The 18,613-nt window shown below is 64.6% G+C and carries 25 protein-coding genes; 24 read left to right on the top strand and 1 reads right to left on the bottom strand.

Annotated features, from left to right (window positions below; all coding sequences use genetic code 11):
* The first annotated feature begins 534 nt into the window (after positions 1-534).
* The 17 genes from ACWXWW_RS16485 to ACWXWW_RS16405 all read left to right on the top strand — a co-directional run bounded on the left by ACWXWW_RS16485 (position 535) and on the right by ACWXWW_RS16405 (position 11,976).
* Positions 535-747, top strand: coding sequence for a hypothetical protein (locus tag ACWXWW_RS16485; RefSeq protein WP_455970955.1), 213 nt, complete (start codon positions 535-537; stop codon positions 745-747).
* A 129-nt stretch (positions 748-876) separates the two neighbouring features.
* On the top strand, positions 877-1,104 hold the full coding sequence (locus ACWXWW_RS16480) for a hypothetical protein (protein WP_455970954.1): 228 nt from the start codon (positions 877-879) through the stop codon (positions 1,102-1,104).
* Complete coding sequence (locus ACWXWW_RS16475) at positions 1,101-1,928, top strand: hypothetical protein (RefSeq protein WP_455970952.1); 828 nt, start codon at positions 1,101-1,103, stop codon at positions 1,926-1,928. Before ACWXWW_RS16480 ends, ACWXWW_RS16475 begins: the two co-directional genes overlap by 4 nt.
* Positions 1,929-2,127: 199 nt before the next feature.
* Positions 2,128-2,289 (top strand): hypothetical protein, encoded by a 162-nt coding sequence (locus ACWXWW_RS16470; protein WP_455970950.1) that lies wholly within the window; start codon positions 2,128-2,130, stop codon positions 2,287-2,289.
* Positions 2,290-2,878: 589 nt separating this feature from the next.
* Positions 2,879-3,376 carry an HNH endonuclease gene (locus ACWXWW_RS16465; RefSeq protein WP_455970948.1) on the top strand — a complete coding sequence of 166 codons (498 nt, stop codon included), beginning with the start codon at positions 2,879-2,881 and terminating at the stop codon, positions 3,374-3,376.
* Between the two features lie 167 nt (positions 3,377-3,543).
* Positions 3,544-5,061, top strand: a complete 1,518-nt coding sequence (locus ACWXWW_RS16460; RefSeq protein ID WP_455970946.1) for a terminase large subunit domain-containing protein — start codon at positions 3,544-3,546, stop codon at positions 5,059-5,061.
* Positions 5,062-5,073: 12 nt separating this feature from the next.
* The gene (locus tag ACWXWW_RS16455; protein WP_455970944.1) at positions 5,074-6,474 is read left to right on the top strand and encodes a phage portal protein; all 1,401 of its coding nucleotides are present in this window, start codon (positions 5,074-5,076) and stop codon (positions 6,472-6,474) included.
* A 40-nt stretch (positions 6,475-6,514) separates the two neighbouring features.
* Complete coding sequence (locus ACWXWW_RS16450) at positions 6,515-7,183, top strand: VG15 protein (RefSeq protein WP_455970942.1); 669 nt, start codon at positions 6,515-6,517, stop codon at positions 7,181-7,183.
* A gap of 84 nt (positions 7,184-7,267) precedes the next feature.
* Positions 7,268-7,753: a hypothetical protein gene (locus ACWXWW_RS16445; RefSeq protein ID WP_455970940.1), complete on the top strand. Its 486-nt coding sequence runs from the start codon at positions 7,268-7,270 to the stop codon at positions 7,751-7,753.
* 25 nt (positions 7,754-7,778) lie between these two features.
* Complete coding sequence (locus ACWXWW_RS16440; RefSeq protein ID WP_455970938.1) at positions 7,779-8,705, top strand: phage major capsid protein; 927 nt, start codon at positions 7,779-7,781, stop codon at positions 8,703-8,705.
* Positions 8,705-8,863 carry a DUF7302 family protein gene (locus ACWXWW_RS16435; RefSeq protein WP_455970936.1) on the top strand — a complete coding sequence of 53 codons (159 nt, stop codon included), beginning with the start codon at positions 8,705-8,707 and terminating at the stop codon, positions 8,861-8,863. The genes ACWXWW_RS16440 and ACWXWW_RS16435 overlap by 1 nt, the downstream gene beginning before the upstream one ends.
* 15 nt (positions 8,864-8,878) lie before the next feature.
* Positions 8,879-9,283: a Gp19/Gp15/Gp42 family protein gene (locus tag ACWXWW_RS16430; RefSeq protein ID WP_455970934.1), complete on the top strand. Its 405-nt coding sequence runs from the start codon at positions 8,879-8,881 to the stop codon at positions 9,281-9,283.
* A gap of 340 nt (positions 9,284-9,623) precedes the next feature.
* Positions 9,624-9,869, top strand: coding sequence for a hypothetical protein (locus tag ACWXWW_RS16425; protein ID WP_455970932.1), 246 nt, complete (start codon positions 9,624-9,626; stop codon positions 9,867-9,869).
* A complete protein-coding gene (locus ACWXWW_RS16420; RefSeq protein ID WP_455970930.1) occupies positions 9,869-10,240 on the top strand; it encodes a hypothetical protein in 372 nt (123 codons plus the stop codon). Before ACWXWW_RS16425 ends, ACWXWW_RS16420 begins: the two co-directional genes overlap by 1 nt.
* 83 nt (positions 10,241-10,323) lie before the next feature.
* Positions 10,324-10,881, top strand: coding sequence for a phage tail tube protein (locus ACWXWW_RS16415; protein WP_455970929.1), 558 nt, complete (start codon positions 10,324-10,326; stop codon positions 10,879-10,881).
* A gap of 82 nt (positions 10,882-10,963) precedes the next feature.
* On the top strand, positions 10,964-11,308 hold the full coding sequence (locus tag ACWXWW_RS16410; protein WP_455970928.1) for a hypothetical protein: 345 nt from the start codon (positions 10,964-10,966) through the stop codon (positions 11,306-11,308).
* Between the two features lie 320 nt (positions 11,309-11,628).
* Positions 11,629-11,976 (top strand): HNH endonuclease, encoded by a 348-nt coding sequence (locus tag ACWXWW_RS16405; RefSeq protein ID WP_455970926.1) that lies wholly within the window; start codon positions 11,629-11,631, stop codon positions 11,974-11,976.
* A gap of 391 nt (positions 11,977-12,367) precedes the next feature.
* On the opposite strand, the gene ACWXWW_RS16400 is transcribed toward ACWXWW_RS16405, so the two are convergent.
* Positions 12,368-12,580, bottom strand: coding sequence for a hypothetical protein (locus tag ACWXWW_RS16400; protein ID WP_455970924.1), 213 nt, complete (start codon positions 12,578-12,580; stop codon positions 12,368-12,370).
* Positions 12,581-12,639: 59 nt separating this feature from the next.
* On the opposite strand from ACWXWW_RS16400, the gene ACWXWW_RS16395 reads away from it, so the two are divergent.
* The 7 genes from ACWXWW_RS16395 to ACWXWW_RS16365 all read left to right on the top strand — a co-directional run.
* On the top strand, positions 12,640-14,250 hold the full coding sequence (locus tag ACWXWW_RS16395) for a tape measure protein (protein ID WP_455970922.1): 1,611 nt from the start codon (positions 12,640-12,642) through the stop codon (positions 14,248-14,250).
* On the top strand, positions 14,250-14,990 hold the full coding sequence (locus tag ACWXWW_RS16390) for a hypothetical protein (protein ID WP_455970920.1): 741 nt from the start codon (positions 14,250-14,252) through the stop codon (positions 14,988-14,990). Before ACWXWW_RS16395 ends, ACWXWW_RS16390 begins: the two co-directional genes overlap by 1 nt.
* A gap of 120 nt (positions 14,991-15,110) precedes the next feature.
* Positions 15,111-16,073 carry a hypothetical protein gene (locus ACWXWW_RS16385; protein ID WP_455970918.1) on the top strand — a complete coding sequence of 321 codons (963 nt, stop codon included), beginning with the start codon at positions 15,111-15,113 and terminating at the stop codon, positions 16,071-16,073.
* A 9-nt stretch (positions 16,074-16,082) separates the two neighbouring features.
* Positions 16,083-16,670, top strand: coding sequence for a hypothetical protein (locus ACWXWW_RS16380; RefSeq protein WP_455970916.1), 588 nt, complete (start codon positions 16,083-16,085; stop codon positions 16,668-16,670).
* Complete coding sequence (locus ACWXWW_RS16375; RefSeq protein ID WP_455970915.1) at positions 16,667-17,755, top strand: M23 family metallopeptidase; 1,089 nt, start codon at positions 16,667-16,669, stop codon at positions 17,753-17,755. Before ACWXWW_RS16380 ends, ACWXWW_RS16375 begins: the two co-directional genes overlap by 4 nt.
* 32 nt (positions 17,756-17,787) lie before the next feature.
* Positions 17,788-18,258, top strand: coding sequence for a hypothetical protein (locus ACWXWW_RS16370; protein ID WP_455970913.1), 471 nt, complete (start codon positions 17,788-17,790; stop codon positions 18,256-18,258).
* Positions 18,252-18,613, top strand: a 362-nt coding sequence (locus tag ACWXWW_RS16365) for a hypothetical protein (RefSeq protein WP_455970911.1), incomplete at its 3' end; no start/stop codon positions are given. The genes ACWXWW_RS16370 and ACWXWW_RS16365, both read left to right, overlap by 7 nt.

The following is an 18,613-nucleotide window of genomic DNA, read 5'->3' as shown; positions in this document are numbered from 1 at the left end:
ACATCGGCACCCTGAGCCCTAGGCAACTCTGATGGGTGCGAGTTACTGCATGGTCTAGGACACCCCGCAAGGGCGAGGGAGATGCGGTTCGAGTCCGCGAAGCCGACAATGCGAGGCCTGCTGGAATCTGGCGGGCAGGTGCACCCCTCGCAGAAGACCCACTCGGAAACAGGTGGGCACCCAATCGGCGCCTAGGCGCCCCCCTTTCCGCCGAGGCTGGACGCCGAGTACGCGGTCCCTGTGACGGGGATAACCAAGCATTCGGTACAGCGACCACTGAAGCCCTCGGGTCAGGTAGTGGACGGAAGCCCATCCGAACTGATGAAAACGGGCCCGCCACGACAAGCGCCCTGCCTTGGTAGTCCCTTGGCCGCCTCTGTCGTGTGCCCGCTCGTGGTGGAACAGCAGACACGACGACCCCAAAAGTCGTTGCCTCACGGCGTGCAGGTGCGAATCCTGCCGAGCGGACCCCCACAACTCCCCGGCGCGACGCTGGGTGAGGCCGCGAGACGCGGCTGAGAGAAAGAGGCAACCATGCCTGCAGAGAAGTTCTACCCCTCGACCGCCGTAGAAGGCGAGCCAAGCGACCTACTCGAGATCGCCTGGCACCGGGACTACCCCGGCGTGTACGCCACCCTCCGCGTCGGAGAGCACGCCGCCGGCATCGACCTGGACCGTTCCGGAATCAACCGACTCATCCGCGCCCTGCGTCGCGCACGCGACACCACCTACGGCGCAGACGAGTAACCACCAAAGCTTCCCGTCCTGCCCCAGCAACCCAAACGCCACACCTAAGGCACATGGCTGGGCCGAGCAGCGCACGGGACCAACCCCCACAACACTCGCCAAACACGGCGACGAACAAAGGAGCAAGCGGTGACCTTCGCTCACCTCGCAAACCCCAAGCCCAGAACCGCAACCGAAGCATACGACCAGTGGCTCAACGGGCTCCCCGAGGACGAACGCGGTTACGTGCTCATCGCGCTCCGGTCGACGATGTCCACCCCGGAACTGAAGCGCGCACTCGAAGCAGACCCCGACAACCCCGCACCCCGGTACGGCAAGGACGTCTTCCGCGCCTGGCGGCGGGCGGTCACGGCATGACGTTCGCGAACCTCGCGATCGCCCCCGAGGTGAAGAACCGCATCCTCATCCTCGACGTCGAACGCATCGCCGGCCTCACCGTCCAATCCTGGTGGGACCGAGGCGCGTTGCAGAAGCGGTACATCCACCACGAGACAGTCACCCGGGAACCCCGCACCACAATCGTCTGCGCGAAGTGGTACGACTCGCCCGACGTGATCCGCCTCGCCGAATGGGACAACGGTGGCCGAGGAGCATTCCTCAAACGAGTGCACGCGCTCATGACACAAGCCGACATCATCGTCGGCCACAACCTCATGAACGCCGACCTTCCCTGGCTCAAGGGCGACTTCCACCTCCCCAGGATCGGGCACAAACACAAACCCAACCTGCCGCCGCTGCCGCCGTTCAAAACCGTCGACACACTCCGCGTCATGCGCACCGAGTTCAAGTCCGGCGCACCCTTCAAAGGCCTCGACGCGCTCTGCCAGATCCTCGGCATACCGGCGAAAACCGACGAGTACGACGCGGACCGTATGGAACGCGCCATCGCCGGATCCGTTGAAGACCGCGAACGGCTCATCAACTACTGCGTCGGAGACGTCATCGCCACCCAAGGCCTGTACGACGCGCTACGACCACACATCAAGAACCACCCCGCCCTGTTCGTGGACGGGAAGGGTCGGCTCGAGGTGTGCCACAGGTGCGGGAACGAAACCGAACCCACACCGCGCCGATACGTCGCGAACGTGCTCACCTACGGGATGCGTAAGTGCACGGCATGTAAGGCGTACTCGCGCATCAGCATCGACCCGGAACGCATGTCGCTCATCCGGGGCGTCTAAACCGGATAGCTCCACACCCCAACGAAGGGGTCGCCATGGACGACTACTGCGACACCTGCGGACCAAACGTGAGGCCATACGCGTGGGTCGAAATCGGCCCACACACCCTCTCGTACTGCAAACACTGCGCCGACAAATACTGGCCCCGGCTCGTAGAAGTCGCCGACCACATCATCGACCTCCGACACATGGTCGGAACATGACCAAGGACACCGACATGGCCTGGGCAGTCGACCCGCACAACCCCGCAGACCCCGCACTCACCAACGCGGACCGCAACCTCACACGCCTCCTCAACCACCCAGACGAAGAAGGCGCACACCTCCTCGTATGCGCACCCGCAGGAGACGACGATGAGTGACCGGCGCCCCATGTACACGTGCCCCACCTGCACAGGCGAATACGTCTCCCCACTCGCAGCCGCCGAATGCTGCAGCCCCGCATGGGACAGGGCATACGACTAGGCAGGAACACGCATGGTGTCACCCGCGGCCAACGCAAACGGGCACAGGCGCAGGGAACTCCGAGCAAGGGTGCTGGCAGAAGAGACCCACTGCGCGCTATGCGGGGGGTGGGTGGACAAGACCCTCAGCATGGTCCCCGGTAAGCACGGCCCCAGGTGTCGCGGCAACTGTGACGGATGCGTACCCCACGACAAACGAGCAGAAGTCGACGAAGACCTCCCACGATCACGCGGCGGCTCACCCTACGAGAGAGCCAACTGCCGCCTCATGCACCGCGACTGCAACCGCTCCAAAGGCAACCGCACGATCGCGGAACACAAGACCAAGCTCGAGTCCACGAACACAGCGCGGAACATCACTCAGCTCCTCGACTGGACACCACCGAGCAGACGGGGCCCCTAGCCCCCACCCTCCCCATCCGCGGCCCTCCCGGCGGAATAGGGCCTTCGCACACACGGATCGTAATTCCACAGAGGAGGCCCGTGGATGCCTCCTGCAGCGGCCTGTTCTTCGTGTGGAAAAAGGGTCTGGCGCGGCCCCGGGTCGCTGCCAAACCCCGTCTGCCAGCCGTGTCGGCGGATGCGGCCTGGATACCGCGACCGCGCCGCGGGAAGCCGGGAGCAGCATTGGAACTGCGGCGCTTGCGGCAAAGCGTGTTCGCGTCCAGCAACTCGAGGTCAGCGACCGAAGTGGTGCGACGGGTGCCGCCGCGCGTTGCACAACCGCGACATCAAGGTGACGCCTGCCGAGCGAGTTGGGATCTACGAGGGGGACGGCTGGCATTGCTGGCTGTGTGAAGGCGCCGTGGATCGCTCGCTGATCGGTTCGGCATCGATATGGCGCCCTTCGCTCGATCACGTGGTCCCGCGGGTGCACGGCGGGAGTGACGAGCTCGACAACTTGCGTCTCGCTCACTGGTGGTGCAACGTCGCCCGGTCGGATGGTCGGGCTTACTCCCCGGAGGATTTCCGTGTCTCTGCGTGACTCTGCAGCGTCGGGCGTGCGTCTCGACGCCCTGCGCGATCTCCGCGACCTCCTCGCAGGTCAGCTTGTCGCTACGGACTCTGGACGTGACGTTGCCGCGCTCAGCGCCCGTTTCCAGTCGGTTCTGGCGGAGATCGCCGAGCTTGAAGCCAACACTGTGAAGGCGGGTGACCCGGTTGATGAAATCGCAGCCCGTCGCTCTGCTCGGGGAGGCTCCACCGCGCGTCCTGGTCGAGCCCGCAGGGGCGCGAGCTAATTCGTGGGAGGACGTCGCTGACCTGTCGTTCCGGGCGGGTGTTGAGCTTGATGGTTGGCAGGAGTTGATCCTGTCGGCGGCGATGGGTGAGCGGTCTGACGCCACCTGGGCGGCTAAGCGTGTCGGGGTGTCGGTGCCTCGGCAGAACGGCAAGTCGCAGCTTCTGGTTGCTCGAGCTCTGGCCGGGGTGCTGTTGTTTGGTGAGAAGAAGATTGTGATCTCTGCCCATCAGCAGGATACGGCGCGTGAGACTTTCTCGAAGTTGGTGGAGATTCTTGAGGCTGACGGTAACGGCTGGTTGATGGATCGTGTTCGTCCGAATGGGATCATGAATGCGATCAACCGTGAGGCTGTGAAGTTCAAGAACGGTGCGACGGTTCAGTTCAAGGCTCGGACGGGTGCTGGTGGGCGCGGGTTCTCGTCGGATTGTCTGTTGCTGGATGAGGCGCAGCGGTTGAAGCGGTCGTCGTGGGTGTCGATCAATTCGACGATGTCGGCGATGCCGAATCCGCAGGTGTGGCTTCTTGGGACTCCTCCGACTCGTGAGGATGACGGTGAGGTGTTCGAGTCGATCCGTACGGCGGCGACTGAGGGCGGTTCTTCGGCTTCGGCGTGGGCTGAGTGGGGTGTGGATACGTCGTCGGCTGAGTATCTGGCGGCGAAGGCGGATCTGGCGCGGAAGAAGTGGACGCCGGCGGTTGAGTATTTGAATTGGGCGGCGAATCCGGCTTGGAACACGCGTATCAACCATGAGGTTGTGCAGGGCGAGTTCGAGTCGTATACGGCTGAGGAGTACGCGCAGGACCGTCTGGGTGTGTGGCTGAAGGACGTGAATGTGGCGCGTCGTTGGTCTCCTGCTTTGTGGGATGCGGCGGCGGTCGACACGGCGCCTGAGGATGGTGTGCGGTCGTTCGCGGTGGCGTTTTCGCTGGACGGGTCGAGGGTTTCGACGTGTGGCGCGGTGAAGCACGCTGGCGGGGTTCATGTTGAGCCGGTCGCGGCGTATTCGGGGCCGACTGAGGCTGGTGTGACTCAGCTTGCGGATTGGTTGGCTGCGTGGTGGCGGGATACGGCGATGATCGCGATTCTCGGGACCGCGGGGGCTGCTTTGCGTCAGGCGCTTCGGGATCGTGGTGTGAGTGACCGGGTGTTGAAGGTCATGTCGACGCCGGAGTATTTCGCGGCTAACGCTTTGGCTGAGGAAGCTCTTACTGCTGGGACGCTCACTCATCCTCGTGGTGCGGATGGGGATGTTCTGGATGAGTCGGTGAAGGTGTGCGACATGCCGAACGCTGACCGGGGTACGTGGCGTTGGAAGCCGTCTGTTCCTGATGGTGATGAGACGCCTGTTGAGGCGTTCTGTGCGGCTCATTGGGCGGCGCGGACGAGCAAGCGTGTTCCGGGGCGTAAGGCGACCGTTTCGTTTTGATGGGGAGGCGATGTGAACGAGTTGTTCGGTATTGAAGCTCCCCGCCAGGCGGATGAGTCGGCGCTGCACAAGATGTTGAATCAGTGGGCGGCGAAGCGGGATCGGAATGTTCTGCGGACTGTGTATGCGGAGGGTAAGAACGCTCTGCAGGATCTGGGGATCAGTCTTCCTCCGCAGATGAAGAACGTGGAGATGGTTCTTGGGTGGCCGATGAAGGCTGTCCAGGTTTTGGCGTCTCGGATCGTGTTTGACGGGTTTGTGGTTCCGGGTGTTGAGCAGGATCCGTTTGGCCTGTCGGATTGGTTGACGGAGAACAACGCGGACACGGTTCTTCCGCAGGCGTTCGCGTCGTCTCTGGTGCATTCGGTGTCGTTTCTGACGGTGACTCCTGGTGCTGATGGGGAGCCGGATGTTCTTCTGCTGCCGAAGTCGGCGCGTGAGGCGACGGGGCTGTGGGATCGGCGGACGAATTCGCTGACTGATGGCTTGTCGGTGACGTCGTTCGATGAGGTCGGTTTCCCGACGCAGTTGGTTTGGTATGCGCGTGACCATGTGACGACGTACACGCGGCGCGGTGATGGGAAGTGGTCGTCGGAGTCGCAGCCGAACCCGTTGGGGCGGGTGTGGATGGAGCCGCTTCCGTTCCGCCCGGACCTCGAGCGGCCGTTCGGTCGGTCGCGGATCTCGCGTGCGGTGATGTCGTTGACGGATTCGGGGTTGCGGACCCTTGCTCGTGCGGAGTCTCATGCGGAGTTCTTCGCGTCACCTCAGCGGTATGCGTTGGGTGCGGATGAGGATGCGTTCGGGTCGAAGGCTGACCGTTGGAACGCTGTCATGTCGCGGATGCTGTCGATTTCGCGCGATGAGAACGGTGATCTGCCGACGCTGGGACAGTTCCCGCAGATGTCGATGCAGCCTCACTTCGATCACCTGCGTACGTTGGCGGCGTTGTTCGCTGGTGAGACGTCGGTTCCGTTGAATTCGCTGGGGATCGTGCAGGACAACCCGTCTTCGGCGGAGGCGATCTACGCGGCGAAGGAAGACCTCGTGATCGAGGCGCGTGCGGCGACGGATGTGTGGGGCGGGGCGCTTCGTCGTGCGGCTGTGACGGCCGTGATGATGCGTGATGGCCTGTCTGAGCCGCCGGTGGAGATGCGGTCGTTGCGGGCGAAGTGGCGGAACCCTGCGACGCCGTCTGTGGTGTCTGCGTCGGATGCGCTGGTGAAGCAGGTTTCGGCTCTGCCGTGGCTTGCTGAGTCGGAGGTGGCGCTCGAGATGCTGGGCTACGACGACGCGACCCGGACGCGGCTGCTGTCGGATAAGCGTCGGGCTCAGGGCGGTTCGGTTTTGAGCCAGGTGTTGGCGCGTCAGACTCCCACGGTTCCGGTGGCTGCGGATGACGTCGAGGGCTGATGTCACACGGTTGACGGCTGCTCAGCGTGAGCTTGTTCGGATGGCGCAGAACGAGTTGCGGGGGTTGTTCTCTGCGGCGGATTTGTCGCGTCCTGAGGCTGTGCGTGATGCGTTGGTGGAGGTTGTGCCGCTTCTTGTGCGTGAGTACGGGGAGTTGGCGGCGACGGTTGCTGCCGAGTGGTACGAGTCGGTGCATCCGGGGACGTTTCTGGCGCAGACGGCGCGGGACACGTTCCCTGAGGCTGGTGTGGTGGAGAACGTCCGCTATCACGCGGGCGCGTTGTTCACTGACGACCCGGCCGCGGCGTTGACGGGGCTGTCGGGCGCGATGCAACGGTTCGTGTTCTACAGCGGCCGGAACACGGTCGCGAGGAACGTCCAGTTGGACCCTGAGCGGCCTCGTTTCGCCCGGGTGCCGTCCGGTGCGCACACGTGCGCGTGGTGCTCTCTGCTGGCCTCTCGCGGGTTCGAGTACATGAACCAGAAGACCGCGGGGCTGAACGACCACTATCACGACGACTGTGATTGTCAGATCGTCGCGGAGTGGGACCGTGACCGGGCCCATATCGATGGGTACGACCCGGACCGGTTGTACGAGATGTATCAGGCGGCTCGCGAGGCCGCTCCTGCCGCGTCCGATAAGGCGATCGCTGCGAAGATGCGGCGCCTGTTCCCTGGCGAGTTCACCGACAGTGTGACCGCCGCCTGACTTCCCCGCACGGGGAATCACCTAATCCACTGACCGGAGACCCGCACGGGTCGGCCGGCGATCCCGCATGGGAGGGAATCAAAGATGAGCGACACCCCAATCACGAGCGAACCCGAGAACGTTGACGGGAACCCCGTTTCGACTGACGCCGCCCCGGCTCCTGCACAGGAGACCGATTGGAAGGCTGAGGCACGTAAGTGGGAGGCGCGCGCGAAGCAGAACGTGTCGGCCGCTGAGGAGCTCGAGAAGATCCGTGAGGCTCAGAAGTCGGAGGAGCAGAAGCGCGCTGAGCGTGAGGCTGCTCTCGAGAAGGAGCTTTCGGAGTACAAGACCCGCGAGCAGGTCGCGAAGTGGAAGTCGGAAGTCTCTGAGGCGACCGGTGTCCCTGCGGCGGTGCTGGCTGGGTCGTCTCTCGAGGAGATCCAGGCCCACGCGGAGGTTCTGAAGCCGCTCATCACTCAGCCGCCCGCGAAGCTTCAGCCCGTTCCGGGCGAGGGGACGACGGGTGCGCTTCCTCTCAATGGCGACGGCATCGAGTCGGCGCTGAAGAACGCTCTCGGCATCCGATGATGTCGGCTACCTCTTAGGAGAAACCATGGCAATCACTGCCGCAACTACGACCAGCGATTTCGCTGGTTTCCTGAAGCCGGAGATGGCTCAGGACTACTTCCGCCAGGCGCAGCGCCAGTCGGTTGTGCAGGGCCTGGGCCGTCAGGTGCCGCTGGGTATCAACGGCCAGGAGATCCCGTACGTCACGTCGAAGCCTGTCGCAGGGTGGGTGTCGGAGGCTGGTCAGAAGCCGACGACTGAGGGTTCCCTGGGCCTGAAGACGATCACGCCGAAGAAGATCGCCGCGATCGCGGTGGTTTCGGCGGAGGTTGTCCGTGCGAACCCGGGCAACTACGTGACCCTGTTCCGTGATGAGATCGCGGAGGCGTTCGCGATCGCGTTCGATGCCGCGGCTCTGCATGGTACGAACACGCCGTTCGGTGCGGGGAACTTCATCGACGCGACCACGAAGACGGTCGAGCTCGGCACGTCCGACGCGGCGTCGGGTGGGATCTACCAGGATCTGAACACGGGTCTCAAGCTTCTCGTCGATGACAAGAAGAAGCTGACGGGCTTCGCGTTCGACGACACCGCTGAGCCGGTCCTCAACGGTGCAGTCGACCTCAACGGGCGTCCTCTGTTCGTGGAGTCCCCGTATGAGGGTTCGGCGCTGCAGTCGGGTCGGCTGCTCCGCCGCACGGCCCTGTACGCGCCGGAGATCGGCACGCCTGTCGTTTCGGGCACGCCGAACACGGGCGGCATCGTCGGTTACGGCGGTGACTGGTCGCAGGTTGCGTGGGGTGTCGTCGGTGGCATCAGCTACGACGTGTCGACGCAGGCGACGGTCACGATCAACGGTGTTCTCACCTCGCTGTGGGAGCACAACCTGGTCGCGATCCGCGCGGAGGCTGAGTACGGCCTTCTCGTGAACGACCCGCAGGCGTTCGTGAAGTACACGAACCACACTGCCTGATGCCGGCGCTGAAGCATCCGCAGGCGGGCACGGTGGTGCACGTCTCGGAGGAGCAGGCGAAGTCGCTGGTGGCTTCGGGTTGGGTGTCTGCGGTGGAGCCCGAGGGTGAGCCGGTGCGCGTGAAGCGTGGGCCGGGTCGTCCGAAGAAGTCCGAGTGAGAGTGGGGGTGCGTCATGTACGCGACGGTCAGTGATCTGGAAGCGCGGTGGCGCACCCTCACCCCGGAGGAGCAGGCGCGGGCGGAGGTGTTGCTCGAGGACGCTGCTGTGCGGCTCGACGCCGCATGCCCGCCTTCTGACCCTCCTACGGTGCAGGAGCTCGCGGCGCGGAAGATCGTGTCTTGCGAGATGGTGAAGCGGGCGATGGTGACGGGGTCTTCGGGTTCCGGCGGTCTGGGCGTGACGTCGGTTCAGCAGGGCGCCGGGCCGTACCAGGAGACGGTGCAGTTCTCGAATCCGACCGGTGATCTGTACCTGACGAAGGCGGACCGGTCCTTGCTTGGTTGTGGGAAGCAGCGGGCGTTCATGATCGACCTTGCCCCGGTGCCGCCCGTTCCTCCCGTGGGGGAGCAGCTGTGATCGGTGAGTCGGTTGTGGTTGAGCGGGATGTGCAGGTGGGTGAGGATGCTCACGGTGAGGCTGTCGTGGAGACGGTTTCTGAGGTCGTGGAGGACGTTCTTGTCGCCCCGGGGCCGCGCACAGATGTCCCGGATGCGTACCGCCCTGAGGGGACGGTGGTCGCGTGGAATCTGCACTTTCCGAAGACGTTCACGGGGAGCCTGCGGGGTGCGCGGGTGCGTGTTCGTGGTGGGGATCCGTGTGAGGTGATCGGCGACCCGCAGCCTTTTACTCTCGCCAACACCCCGACCCGGTGGCACATGCCTGTTGAGGTGAAGCGCGCGGACGGTTAGGGGCTCTCGTGGCGAAGGTGTCTGTGAAGTTGAGCCTGCCGGGGATCAACCGGTTGATGCGGTCTGAGAAGGTGCAGGCGCAGCTCGACCGGCTTGGGCGGGATATGGCTGCGGACGCTGGTGAGGGTTTCGAGTATGTCGCGAAGCCGCACCGGTATACGGCTCGCGGGTATGTGCAGGTCGCGTCTGTTGAGGGTGCGCGCCGGCAGGCTCGAGACGCGGTCCTTGAGCGCGTGATGACGGGGAGGCGCTGATGCGGTTCCCGGACATTGATTCGATGGTGCGCTCGTTCCTGATGGGGCATGTCGCGCCGACGAAGGTGTACGTCACGGTCCCTTCTACGCGGCCTGCTGAGTTCGTTGTGGCGCGTCGGAATGGTGGTGCGGCGTCGAACCGTGTGCTCGATGTTCCGACTGTGACGGTGGATGTGTGGGCGGGGTCGTCTGTGCGGGCCGCTGAGCTCGCTGAGACGGCTCGTGGGGCATTCCTGCACCACTACATGGACATGCCCCTGGTTCGGGGCGTGGAGGAGGTCACAGGCCCGTATTCGGTGCCTGATGACGCTTCCGAGTCTGCCCGTTACCGGTTCTCGATGCGCCTGAGGGTGCGCGCGCACCGTAACTGAACCCCAGTTTTCTTGAGCCCCTGCCGGCCGGTGGGGGCTTCTCTCATGCCGGTCACGTCCCGGCCAATCGAAAGGAGGCGGGCATGGTCAATTCGGCTTTGGCTCGCATCTTCGGAAGTGATTCGGACGCGATCTGGCTCGCTCCGATCGGAACGGCTCTGCCCACGACTCTCACCGAGGCCCCTGGGGCGGCGTTTGAGGACATCGGGTGGTTGAACACGGACACGGGTGTGACGGAGACGTTGCGCGGCAGCGTGTCGGACATTCGCGGTCACCAGGGCGCGGGTGTTGTGCGTACCCGTATTGAGACGCCGGGCACCCAGTTCCAGTTCGTTGCTCTTGAGTCGAAGGAGCAGACGAACGAGCTGCGGTACGACATCAAGTCGTCGACGACCACGGGTGGTGTGCGCACGTCGGTGCGTGGTTCGGGTCAGCGGGTGAAGCCGCGTGCTGCGGTGATCGACCTGTATGACATCGATGACGAGACGGTGCAGGTGCGGTTGTGCATTCCGCGTCTCGAGATCGTCCCGAATGGTGACCGCACGTTCATCAACAGTGACATCGCGGGGTATCCGATGCTCGGCACGGTCATCGGTGACATCACGGTCATCGAGACGGACCTCGAGAACCCCGGTGCTTGACGGGTCGGGTGGGTGGGGCTGATCCCGCCACCCACCCGGCCACTTTCTCTCATGGGATCAGGGATCGAAGGGATCACACATCATGGCTGCACCGAAGAAGCCTCAGGACCGGAAGCCGAAGGACGAACCGAAGCCGCGCGTTGAGGAGATGGATGCGGGTTGGCGGGTGACGCACCGGGGCATCACGGTCACCGTGCCGCGTGAGGCGCTGGACGATTTCGAGTTGCTCGACGACCTTGCCGAGTTGCAGAAGGATCCCAAGCGGGGGACTCCGCGGGTGCCGTCGATGTTGCGCCGCCTTGCTGGGACGGACGGGTTCCGTGCGGTGACGGATGGTCTCCGCGACAAGGAGACGGGCCGCGTCCCGGCGTCCACGGCCGTCCGGTTCGTGTTCGAGGTGTTCCAGAGCCTCAACTCGGGCGGGTAGAATAGGAGCGGCCCCGAACCGAGAGCGGGAACTCTCGCCGGGGCCTAACCCTGAATCGAATGCGACTCGATTGGAGGGCTGAGATGGAGTCTACCCGTCGATGCTCTGTAGAGAACTGCGGCCGCCCGGAGCGCGTTGTGTCGCTTCGCCTCTGCTCGATGCACTACAAGCGGAAGCGCGAAGGCGTCCCGCTGGATGCTCCCGTTCGGAAATCGCGCGCACTTCCTGAAGCGCCATGCTCCGTGTCCTGGTGTGAGTCGCCGAGGCGTGCTCGAGGGCTGTGCGTGACGCATTATGAGCGTTCGCGTTCTGGTGCGGATATGGACAAGCGCCTTGGACCCAACGGAATCCCGTTCGGGTTCGATAGTGAAGACCCCAAGACGTGGAATCGGCGCTTCAACTCAGACGGGTACGTTGAGCTTCGGCACAGTGTGGGCGGGGTCCGCGCGCGGATCTTGGAGCACCGGTACGTCATGGAAAAGCACCTTGGCCGGGAGTTGCTCGCCGACGAGACCGTGCACCACATCAACGGCGTCAAGGACGACAACCGGCTAGAGAATCTCGAACTTTGGTCGTCGTCACACCCATGCGGACAGCGAGTCGACGACAAGGTGGACTGGGCGGTGGAGATGCTTCGCCTTTACCGCCCAGACCTTCTCGCAGAGTGAGGGCCGATGAGCATTCTTCTTCTGTCGACGGCTCTCGCGCATCACGAGGACGCGCTTCGGGCATCTCTCCAGGCCTCATACGGCATCCGGCTTCTCCCAGGCGGGGGCGGTCGCACTGACCCGGAGCGTACCCCACTCGAGTTGTCCGACTTGGTGAAGTGGCTTCCCGCTGGGTCACCTTTGTGGCAGGCCATGGGGGGTCCGGCTGCGATCTCTCAGGAGAGTCGCGAACTGCGGCGCGTCGCGTTCACGCTCCGGGTCCTCGATTTCCGTATGCGCGGGTCGAAGGGGCAGAAGCCGAAGCCGGACCCGGAGCCGCAGTGGGATCACGAGAAGCGTGAGCAACAGGCCGTGATGGCTCGCAAGGCGGAGGCGTTCTTGCGTCGTCAGGCTAGTTCTCGCCCATGATGAACTCGCGCTGTTCCGGGTCGTTGCACGAGTCGATCTCGTCTTGCCGAAGGTCGCGATCAGCGCCGGCCTCGGCGAGCGTCTGTTCGAGCTTTTCGATACAGGCGTCAACTTCAGCTTGATCGTTGCCGCACCCGGCTAGCCCGACCGACGAGGCGATCAGCAACGCGCTTACAAGGGCGCTTCGGAATCTCATACCGCTGATCATAGGCGTTCCCGTTCACGCGAGTATGCCGCAATTCGAGTGGAGGCGCCGTGGCTTTTGACAAGGGTGCGGAGATCGCCAACGCATACGTGGCCCTGGGCGTTCGTATGGAGAACGTTCAGCGTGACATTGAGGCTGAGCTCGGGAAGGTCGATGGGGACGCTGCCGGTGGGAAGATCGGTGACGGTGTCGGCCGGGGTATCACGAACAAGCAGGCCGCGATCGCGGGTGCTGTTGGTGGGATTGTCGCTTCTGTAGCGAACAGTGCGGCGACGGCGCTCGGGGACATGATCGGTGACGCCGTTGACATGTCGGATGCGACGGACAAGTTCCGGTCGACGCTCGATTTCGCTGGTTTGGACACGTCTGCGATCGATGAGGCGCAGAAGGCGTCCCGTGACTACGCCGATTCCACGGTGTATGACCTGTCGACGATCCAGAACACGACCGCGCAGCTCGCGGCGAACGGGATCGATGAGTACACGGAGCTGACCGAGGCGGCGGGCAACCTGAACGCCGTCGCTGGTGGCAACGCGGAAACGTTCTCGTCGGTCGCGATGATGCTCTCGCAGACTGCGGGTGCTGGGAAGCTGACGACGGAGAACTGGAACCAGCTCGCCGACGCCATCCCCGGCGCCTCTGGCCGTTTGCAGGAGGCGCTGTCTGAGGCTGGCGCGTACACGGGCAACTTCCGTGACGCGATGGCCGAGGGCCAGATCACCGCGGACGAGTTCAACGCTGCTCTTCTCGAGCTGGGTACTGAGCCTGTCGCTGAGGAAGCGGCGACGTCGGTGACGACGATGGAGGGCGCGGTCGGGAACTTGACCGCCACGATCACCGGCGGGCTCGCGGACGCGTTCACGGTGATCAAGCCGTTCCTGACGGACTTCATCTCAGGCATCAGCGACTTCATCGCGAACTCCGAGGTGTTCATCCCCGTGATCTCGGGGCTCGCGGCGGCGCTGCTCGTCGCGCTCGCCCCGGCGATCTGGGGTGCGGTGACCGCGACGTGGGCGTTCACGGCCGCGCTTCTGGCGAACCCGCTGACGTGGGTAGTGCTCGCGGTTGCCGCCCTGGTCGCCGCGATCGTGGCGCTGGCGATGAACTGGGACACGGTCGTCGCGTGGATCACTGAGGTGTGGGGCGGGTTCCTCGGTTGGCTGAACGAGGTCATCACCGGTTTCACGACCTGGTGGGATGAGACGTGGGCCGGGATCTCGCAGGGCTGGTCGGACTTCTGGGACGGGGTCGCGCAGGTCGCGAAGGACATCTGGAACAACATCCTCGGGTGGATCGAGGGTGGTGTGAACGGTGCGATCGACCTGATTAACGGCATGACCGGCGGGATCCGTGACGCGGCGTCTGTGATTGGCATTGAGATCGGTGAGATCCCGCACGTGGAGCTCCCGAAGCTCGCCGCTGGTGCGACGGTCCTGCCTCGCCCGGGCGGGACGGCGGCGATCCTCGCTGAGGCGGGCCGTGCGGAGTCTGTGGTGGACACGGGGCTGCTGAACAAGGCGCTCGAGGTGGGCATCACGGGTTCGAAGAACAAGGACCGTAACGGGCCGCTGGTGGTTGTGAATCCTGCGGCGGGGATGGACGAGACGGTTCTGGGCAACGTCGTTGCCGGGAAGATCAACTTCGCGTTGAGGGGGGCTTGATGCGAGCGACGATCAATGGGCTCTCGTTTGATGAGTGGCCGCGCGATTTCGACCAGTCGTTCGTGATCACTCCGGGCGGGTTGACGGGGTGGTTGTCGGGGTCGACGATGCGGCGGGATGAGACGGAGCGTCCTTCTGCGCATGGTGCGTTCGATGCTCCCGGTTATCTGCCGGCGCGTACTCCGGCGATCGAGGGCACGATTCTTGCTTCGTCGGAGGCTGTTCTCGAGCGGATGATTCTGCAGTTGACGGGGCTTCTCGCGGATGGTTCTGAGGGTCGGTTGACGGTTCAGGACGATAACGGGAATGCGACGTGGGCGGATGTGCGGTTGGCGTCGTGTGATGTGGAGCGGCACCCGTCTGGGCTTGAGGCGGATTATCAGGTGCAGTTTTGGGCGCCGGACCCGCGGCGGCGCGGTGAGGCTCGTTCGTTCGGCCCGGCTGGGTCGGTGGACGTGTTCCACCGGGGGAACTTCCCGGCGCTGCTCGAGTTCGTGCTGGTGAATCCGCCGTCGTCGTACACGGTCGGGGCGGGCACGAAGCTGTTTCAGGTTTCGGGTGCCCCTTCTGGTGGGACGCACCGGATCGACCTGTCGACGGGGCGCCTGTACCGCGACGAGGTGTTGCAGACGGGGTTCGTGTTCGGGGATCTGTGGACTCTTCCGCCGGGGGAGCCGACGACTCATGTGGTGACGGGCGCGAGCTCGGTGACGGTGCGGACGGTCGACACGTTCGTGTGAGGGGGAGCCATGTGGCGGTTCCGGTTCCATGACACTCGCACGGGTGCGCCGTTGCATGAGGTGTTCCCGAAGGATGGTTCGTGGCGGCGCAGCATCGCGGGGACGGGGTCTGGGTCGCACGTGTTTGACCTGTTCGACCGGGCGACGACGTTGGATGCGGCGACGTGGGAGGACATGCTCACCCCGTCTGCCCGTGTCCTGGTGGTGTGTTGGGATTCGACGCCGATCTATGCGGGCATGGTGCAGTCGTACACGTATGACCGTGATGCCCGGTCGGTGACGGTTGAGCATGCGGAGATCCGGGAGCTGTTCAAGCACCGGTTGACGTTCGGTGTGATCGATGAGGCCGCGTACCAGGCGGGTGACTTGGTTGTGGAGAATCAGACGCTCGCTTCGATTGTCCGGGCGGTTCTGGAGCGCGCGTTGGGTGGTGGCCCGAACTGGTTGCTGCCGTTGATTCTCCCGGCGTTCCAGGCGGGCACGTTCTCGAAGGTGTGGCGTCGGTATGAGACGCCCACGATCGATGACTGCCTGTCGGACGTTGAGGAGATGGGCACGGAGGTGGACTTCCACCCCGAGTACGACGCGCAGATGAACTTGTCGTGGCGTGTGAGGGTGGGTGGCCCGTACCTGGCGGGGATCAGTGACTTCCACCTGCAGGCGCCGGACTCGCCGATCAGCGCCGTGTCGGTGACGGTGGATGGTCGCAAGCAGCTCACGGGAGCGTTCGCGACGGGCAACGGCACCGGTGAGGACTTGAAGGTTGGTATCGCCCCGGGCGGTGCCGCCGTGGGTGTCATCCCGACACGCGACATGGTCGTGGCGGGTGGTGCCGAACGTTCCCCGGGGAACCTCGCTCAGGTCGCGTCGGCCGCGTTGTCCGAGTACGAGCTCCCGACGAACCAGTGGTCGTTTCAGGTGCACATCTCCGAGGAAACCCCGCCGACGTGGACACCGTCCAGGCGCATCCGTCTGCTGTCCGCGGGCGACCTGTTCATCCCTGACGGGGAAGTGATGCTCCGCATCATCAGCGTCTCCGGCGACATGGGCAACACGTTGAAACCGGAAGTGCACACGCTTTAGGAGGCCCGGATGGTCGACGACCTCTCAGACGTGTACGCGGAGATCCGCCGGTTGAAGCAGGAGCTTCGCCGGGCTCGCACCCCGATCCGTATGGAGGACTCTTCGATCTCGGAGGGCCAGTTCCGGGTGGCGGATGGTGCGACGTTCCACATTGACGAGGGCGGCACGGTCGACGTCGACGGCGGTCTCAACGTCCGCGGGAACGGGCGTGTGGAGCTGTCTCAGGGCGGGAAGATCACCGCGACCGACATCACCCGCCTGTGGCTGGTGGATGAGGCGGTGCTGCGTGTCGGTGAGGGCGACGCGTGGTTCGAGATCAAGGCGTCGGGTCCGAACGGTGTCCCGTCGATCGAGTTCACCCCGGACAACGGCGTCACCCGCACCCGGTTCCGCATGTCGGGGAACACGCTGTTCATTGAGTCGGGTGATTCGCAGTTCGGGATCAGCCCGAACGAGGTCCGCATGCGGCACGGCGACAACATCGCCCGCGTGAACGAGGACGGCACGTATGTGACGTTGCGGACGGACACACCTGCGGGGATGGCGAATCAGGTGGTCGTGTCGGATGGTGCCCTGTACCGGGGTGCCGCCGTATGAGCGACGACCTGAAGGATGTGTGGGCGGAGCTGCGGGCGATCAAGAAGGAGATCCGCCGCAACCGCACCCCGATCGCGCTCGAGGACACGTCGATCCATGAGGGCACGTTTCGTCTCGCGGGTGGCCGGTTGTACGCCGATGTGGGCGGGACGATCGATCTTGAGGGGCGCATGCCGATCACGGCGGGCAGTGACGTGGTCTTGTCCGACGCGGCGGAGATCGTCGTGACTGGGTCTTCCCGCATCGAGCTCGGTGATGAGGCGGACCTGTACGCGTCCCCAACCGCGCTGTCGAACTTCTCCGTGAACCTCGACCCTTCCCAGTCGACGATCTGGTTCCAGACGCCGGAGGGCCCGCTCGCGCGGATGACGATGGCGGAGACCACGTACCTCGGGGACGGGCTGATCATCACCGCAGGCCTGGGGGACACCGTGTTCGCGGGGTCGTTCCAGAACGGTGCGGTGATGCACCAGTCCGGTGCGCGGTTCTTTCAGGTCGAGGACAAGGGCGTGGTGACGTCGCTGGTGTCGCCGCCGTCTGCGGGGGTGAAGTACCGGGTCATCGCGGACGCGAACGGGCTCCTGTACCGGGGTCCGGAGGCGTCGGGATCGAACCCGCCACCGCCGGATCCCGGGGGCGAGGGTGGGGATCCCGGCACGGGCACGTACGCGCTGCCGGTTCCGCCGGAGTACTACCCGATCCCTGTCGCCGCGGACAACTTCCAGGATCACGTGAATCGTGGGTCGGGGGAGCCGGGCACGGACTTCTGGACGCCGCAGGGCACGCCCGTGTACGCGGTCATCGGCGGGACGATCACCCTTACCGACAACGCTCCCGACTCTGCTCGAGGCAGGGTCGTGGAGTTGCGCGGGGCGAACGGGTCGTACTTCGCGTACCTGCACCTGTCGTCCATCGGTGTGACGGTCGGGCAGACGGTCACGAAGGGCCAATACCTGGGGCGTTCTGGCGGGTCCGGGTGGGGTGAGTCCACGTACGGGAAGCACCTGCACCTGTCGATGTGGGCGCCACCGAACGGTGGACCGCCCCCGTATACGAACACCGTCGATTTCGAGACGTACCTGTAGGTGCGGCTCTTCCAACTACATAGGGGGCCGATATGCCACTCGTGACGATTACCGGGAACCTGCGGGATCACGGGTTGAAGGTCATGCCAGCCCAGTTCCAGCAGCGGTTGTGGTTCAAGCCGAACGAGGGCCACATACGCAGCTCCTATGCGATGGACGGCGACCGGGTGTACGCGACCCTGGCAGCGGACGGCTCGTTCTCCGTCGATGTGTGGTCGGAGCCGTCGACCCCGGACCTCTGGTACACACTCTGCACGGACTGGCTACCGCCGGGGCAGGAGCTCGAACCGACCGAGGAGCGAGCCCGCGGGTACTTCGAGTGGCCAGTGAAGATCTTCCCGGACGTCGGGGGACCTATCGGTGACCTCGTCGACATCATTCAGGGGATCGGGCTCGTGTACGTCTCGACTGACGTGCACGAGGGGATGTCGCCGGTGCCGCGATACCAGCTGGCCTACAACCCGTCCACGACGTGGCTTTATCTGAGGGAGATCACATGGTGACTGAGAAGCTGACGCCCATCAGCTACCTGCGTGGGCCGGAGGGCGCGAAGGGCGCGAAGGGTGACACGGGGACGTTCGCAGACGCGAACGCGGTGTCGGTGCCGGCGGATCAGCCTGCCGAGGTGTTCCTGACTGGCCCGGAGACGGCGAAGGTCGCGAACTTCCGGATCCCGCGCGGCCTTCCGGGTGTGAACGCGGTCGCAGCGGACGAAGCGTACGCCGCGTACGTGGCGGCGCTTGATTCCCAGACCCGCGCCGCGCTGGAGAACGTGTTCACGCCGAAGGGTGTGTTCTCGGTCAACGTGGAGGACGTCGGCGCACCGATCGACGGGGCGGGTGATGCGGGTGCTCCGAT

The sequence above is a fragment of the Microbacterium sp. KNMS genome, assembly GCF_053851835.1.
Note: the sequence above shows the minus strand (reverse complement) of the source record. Positions and strands in the feature narration are given on the sequence as shown.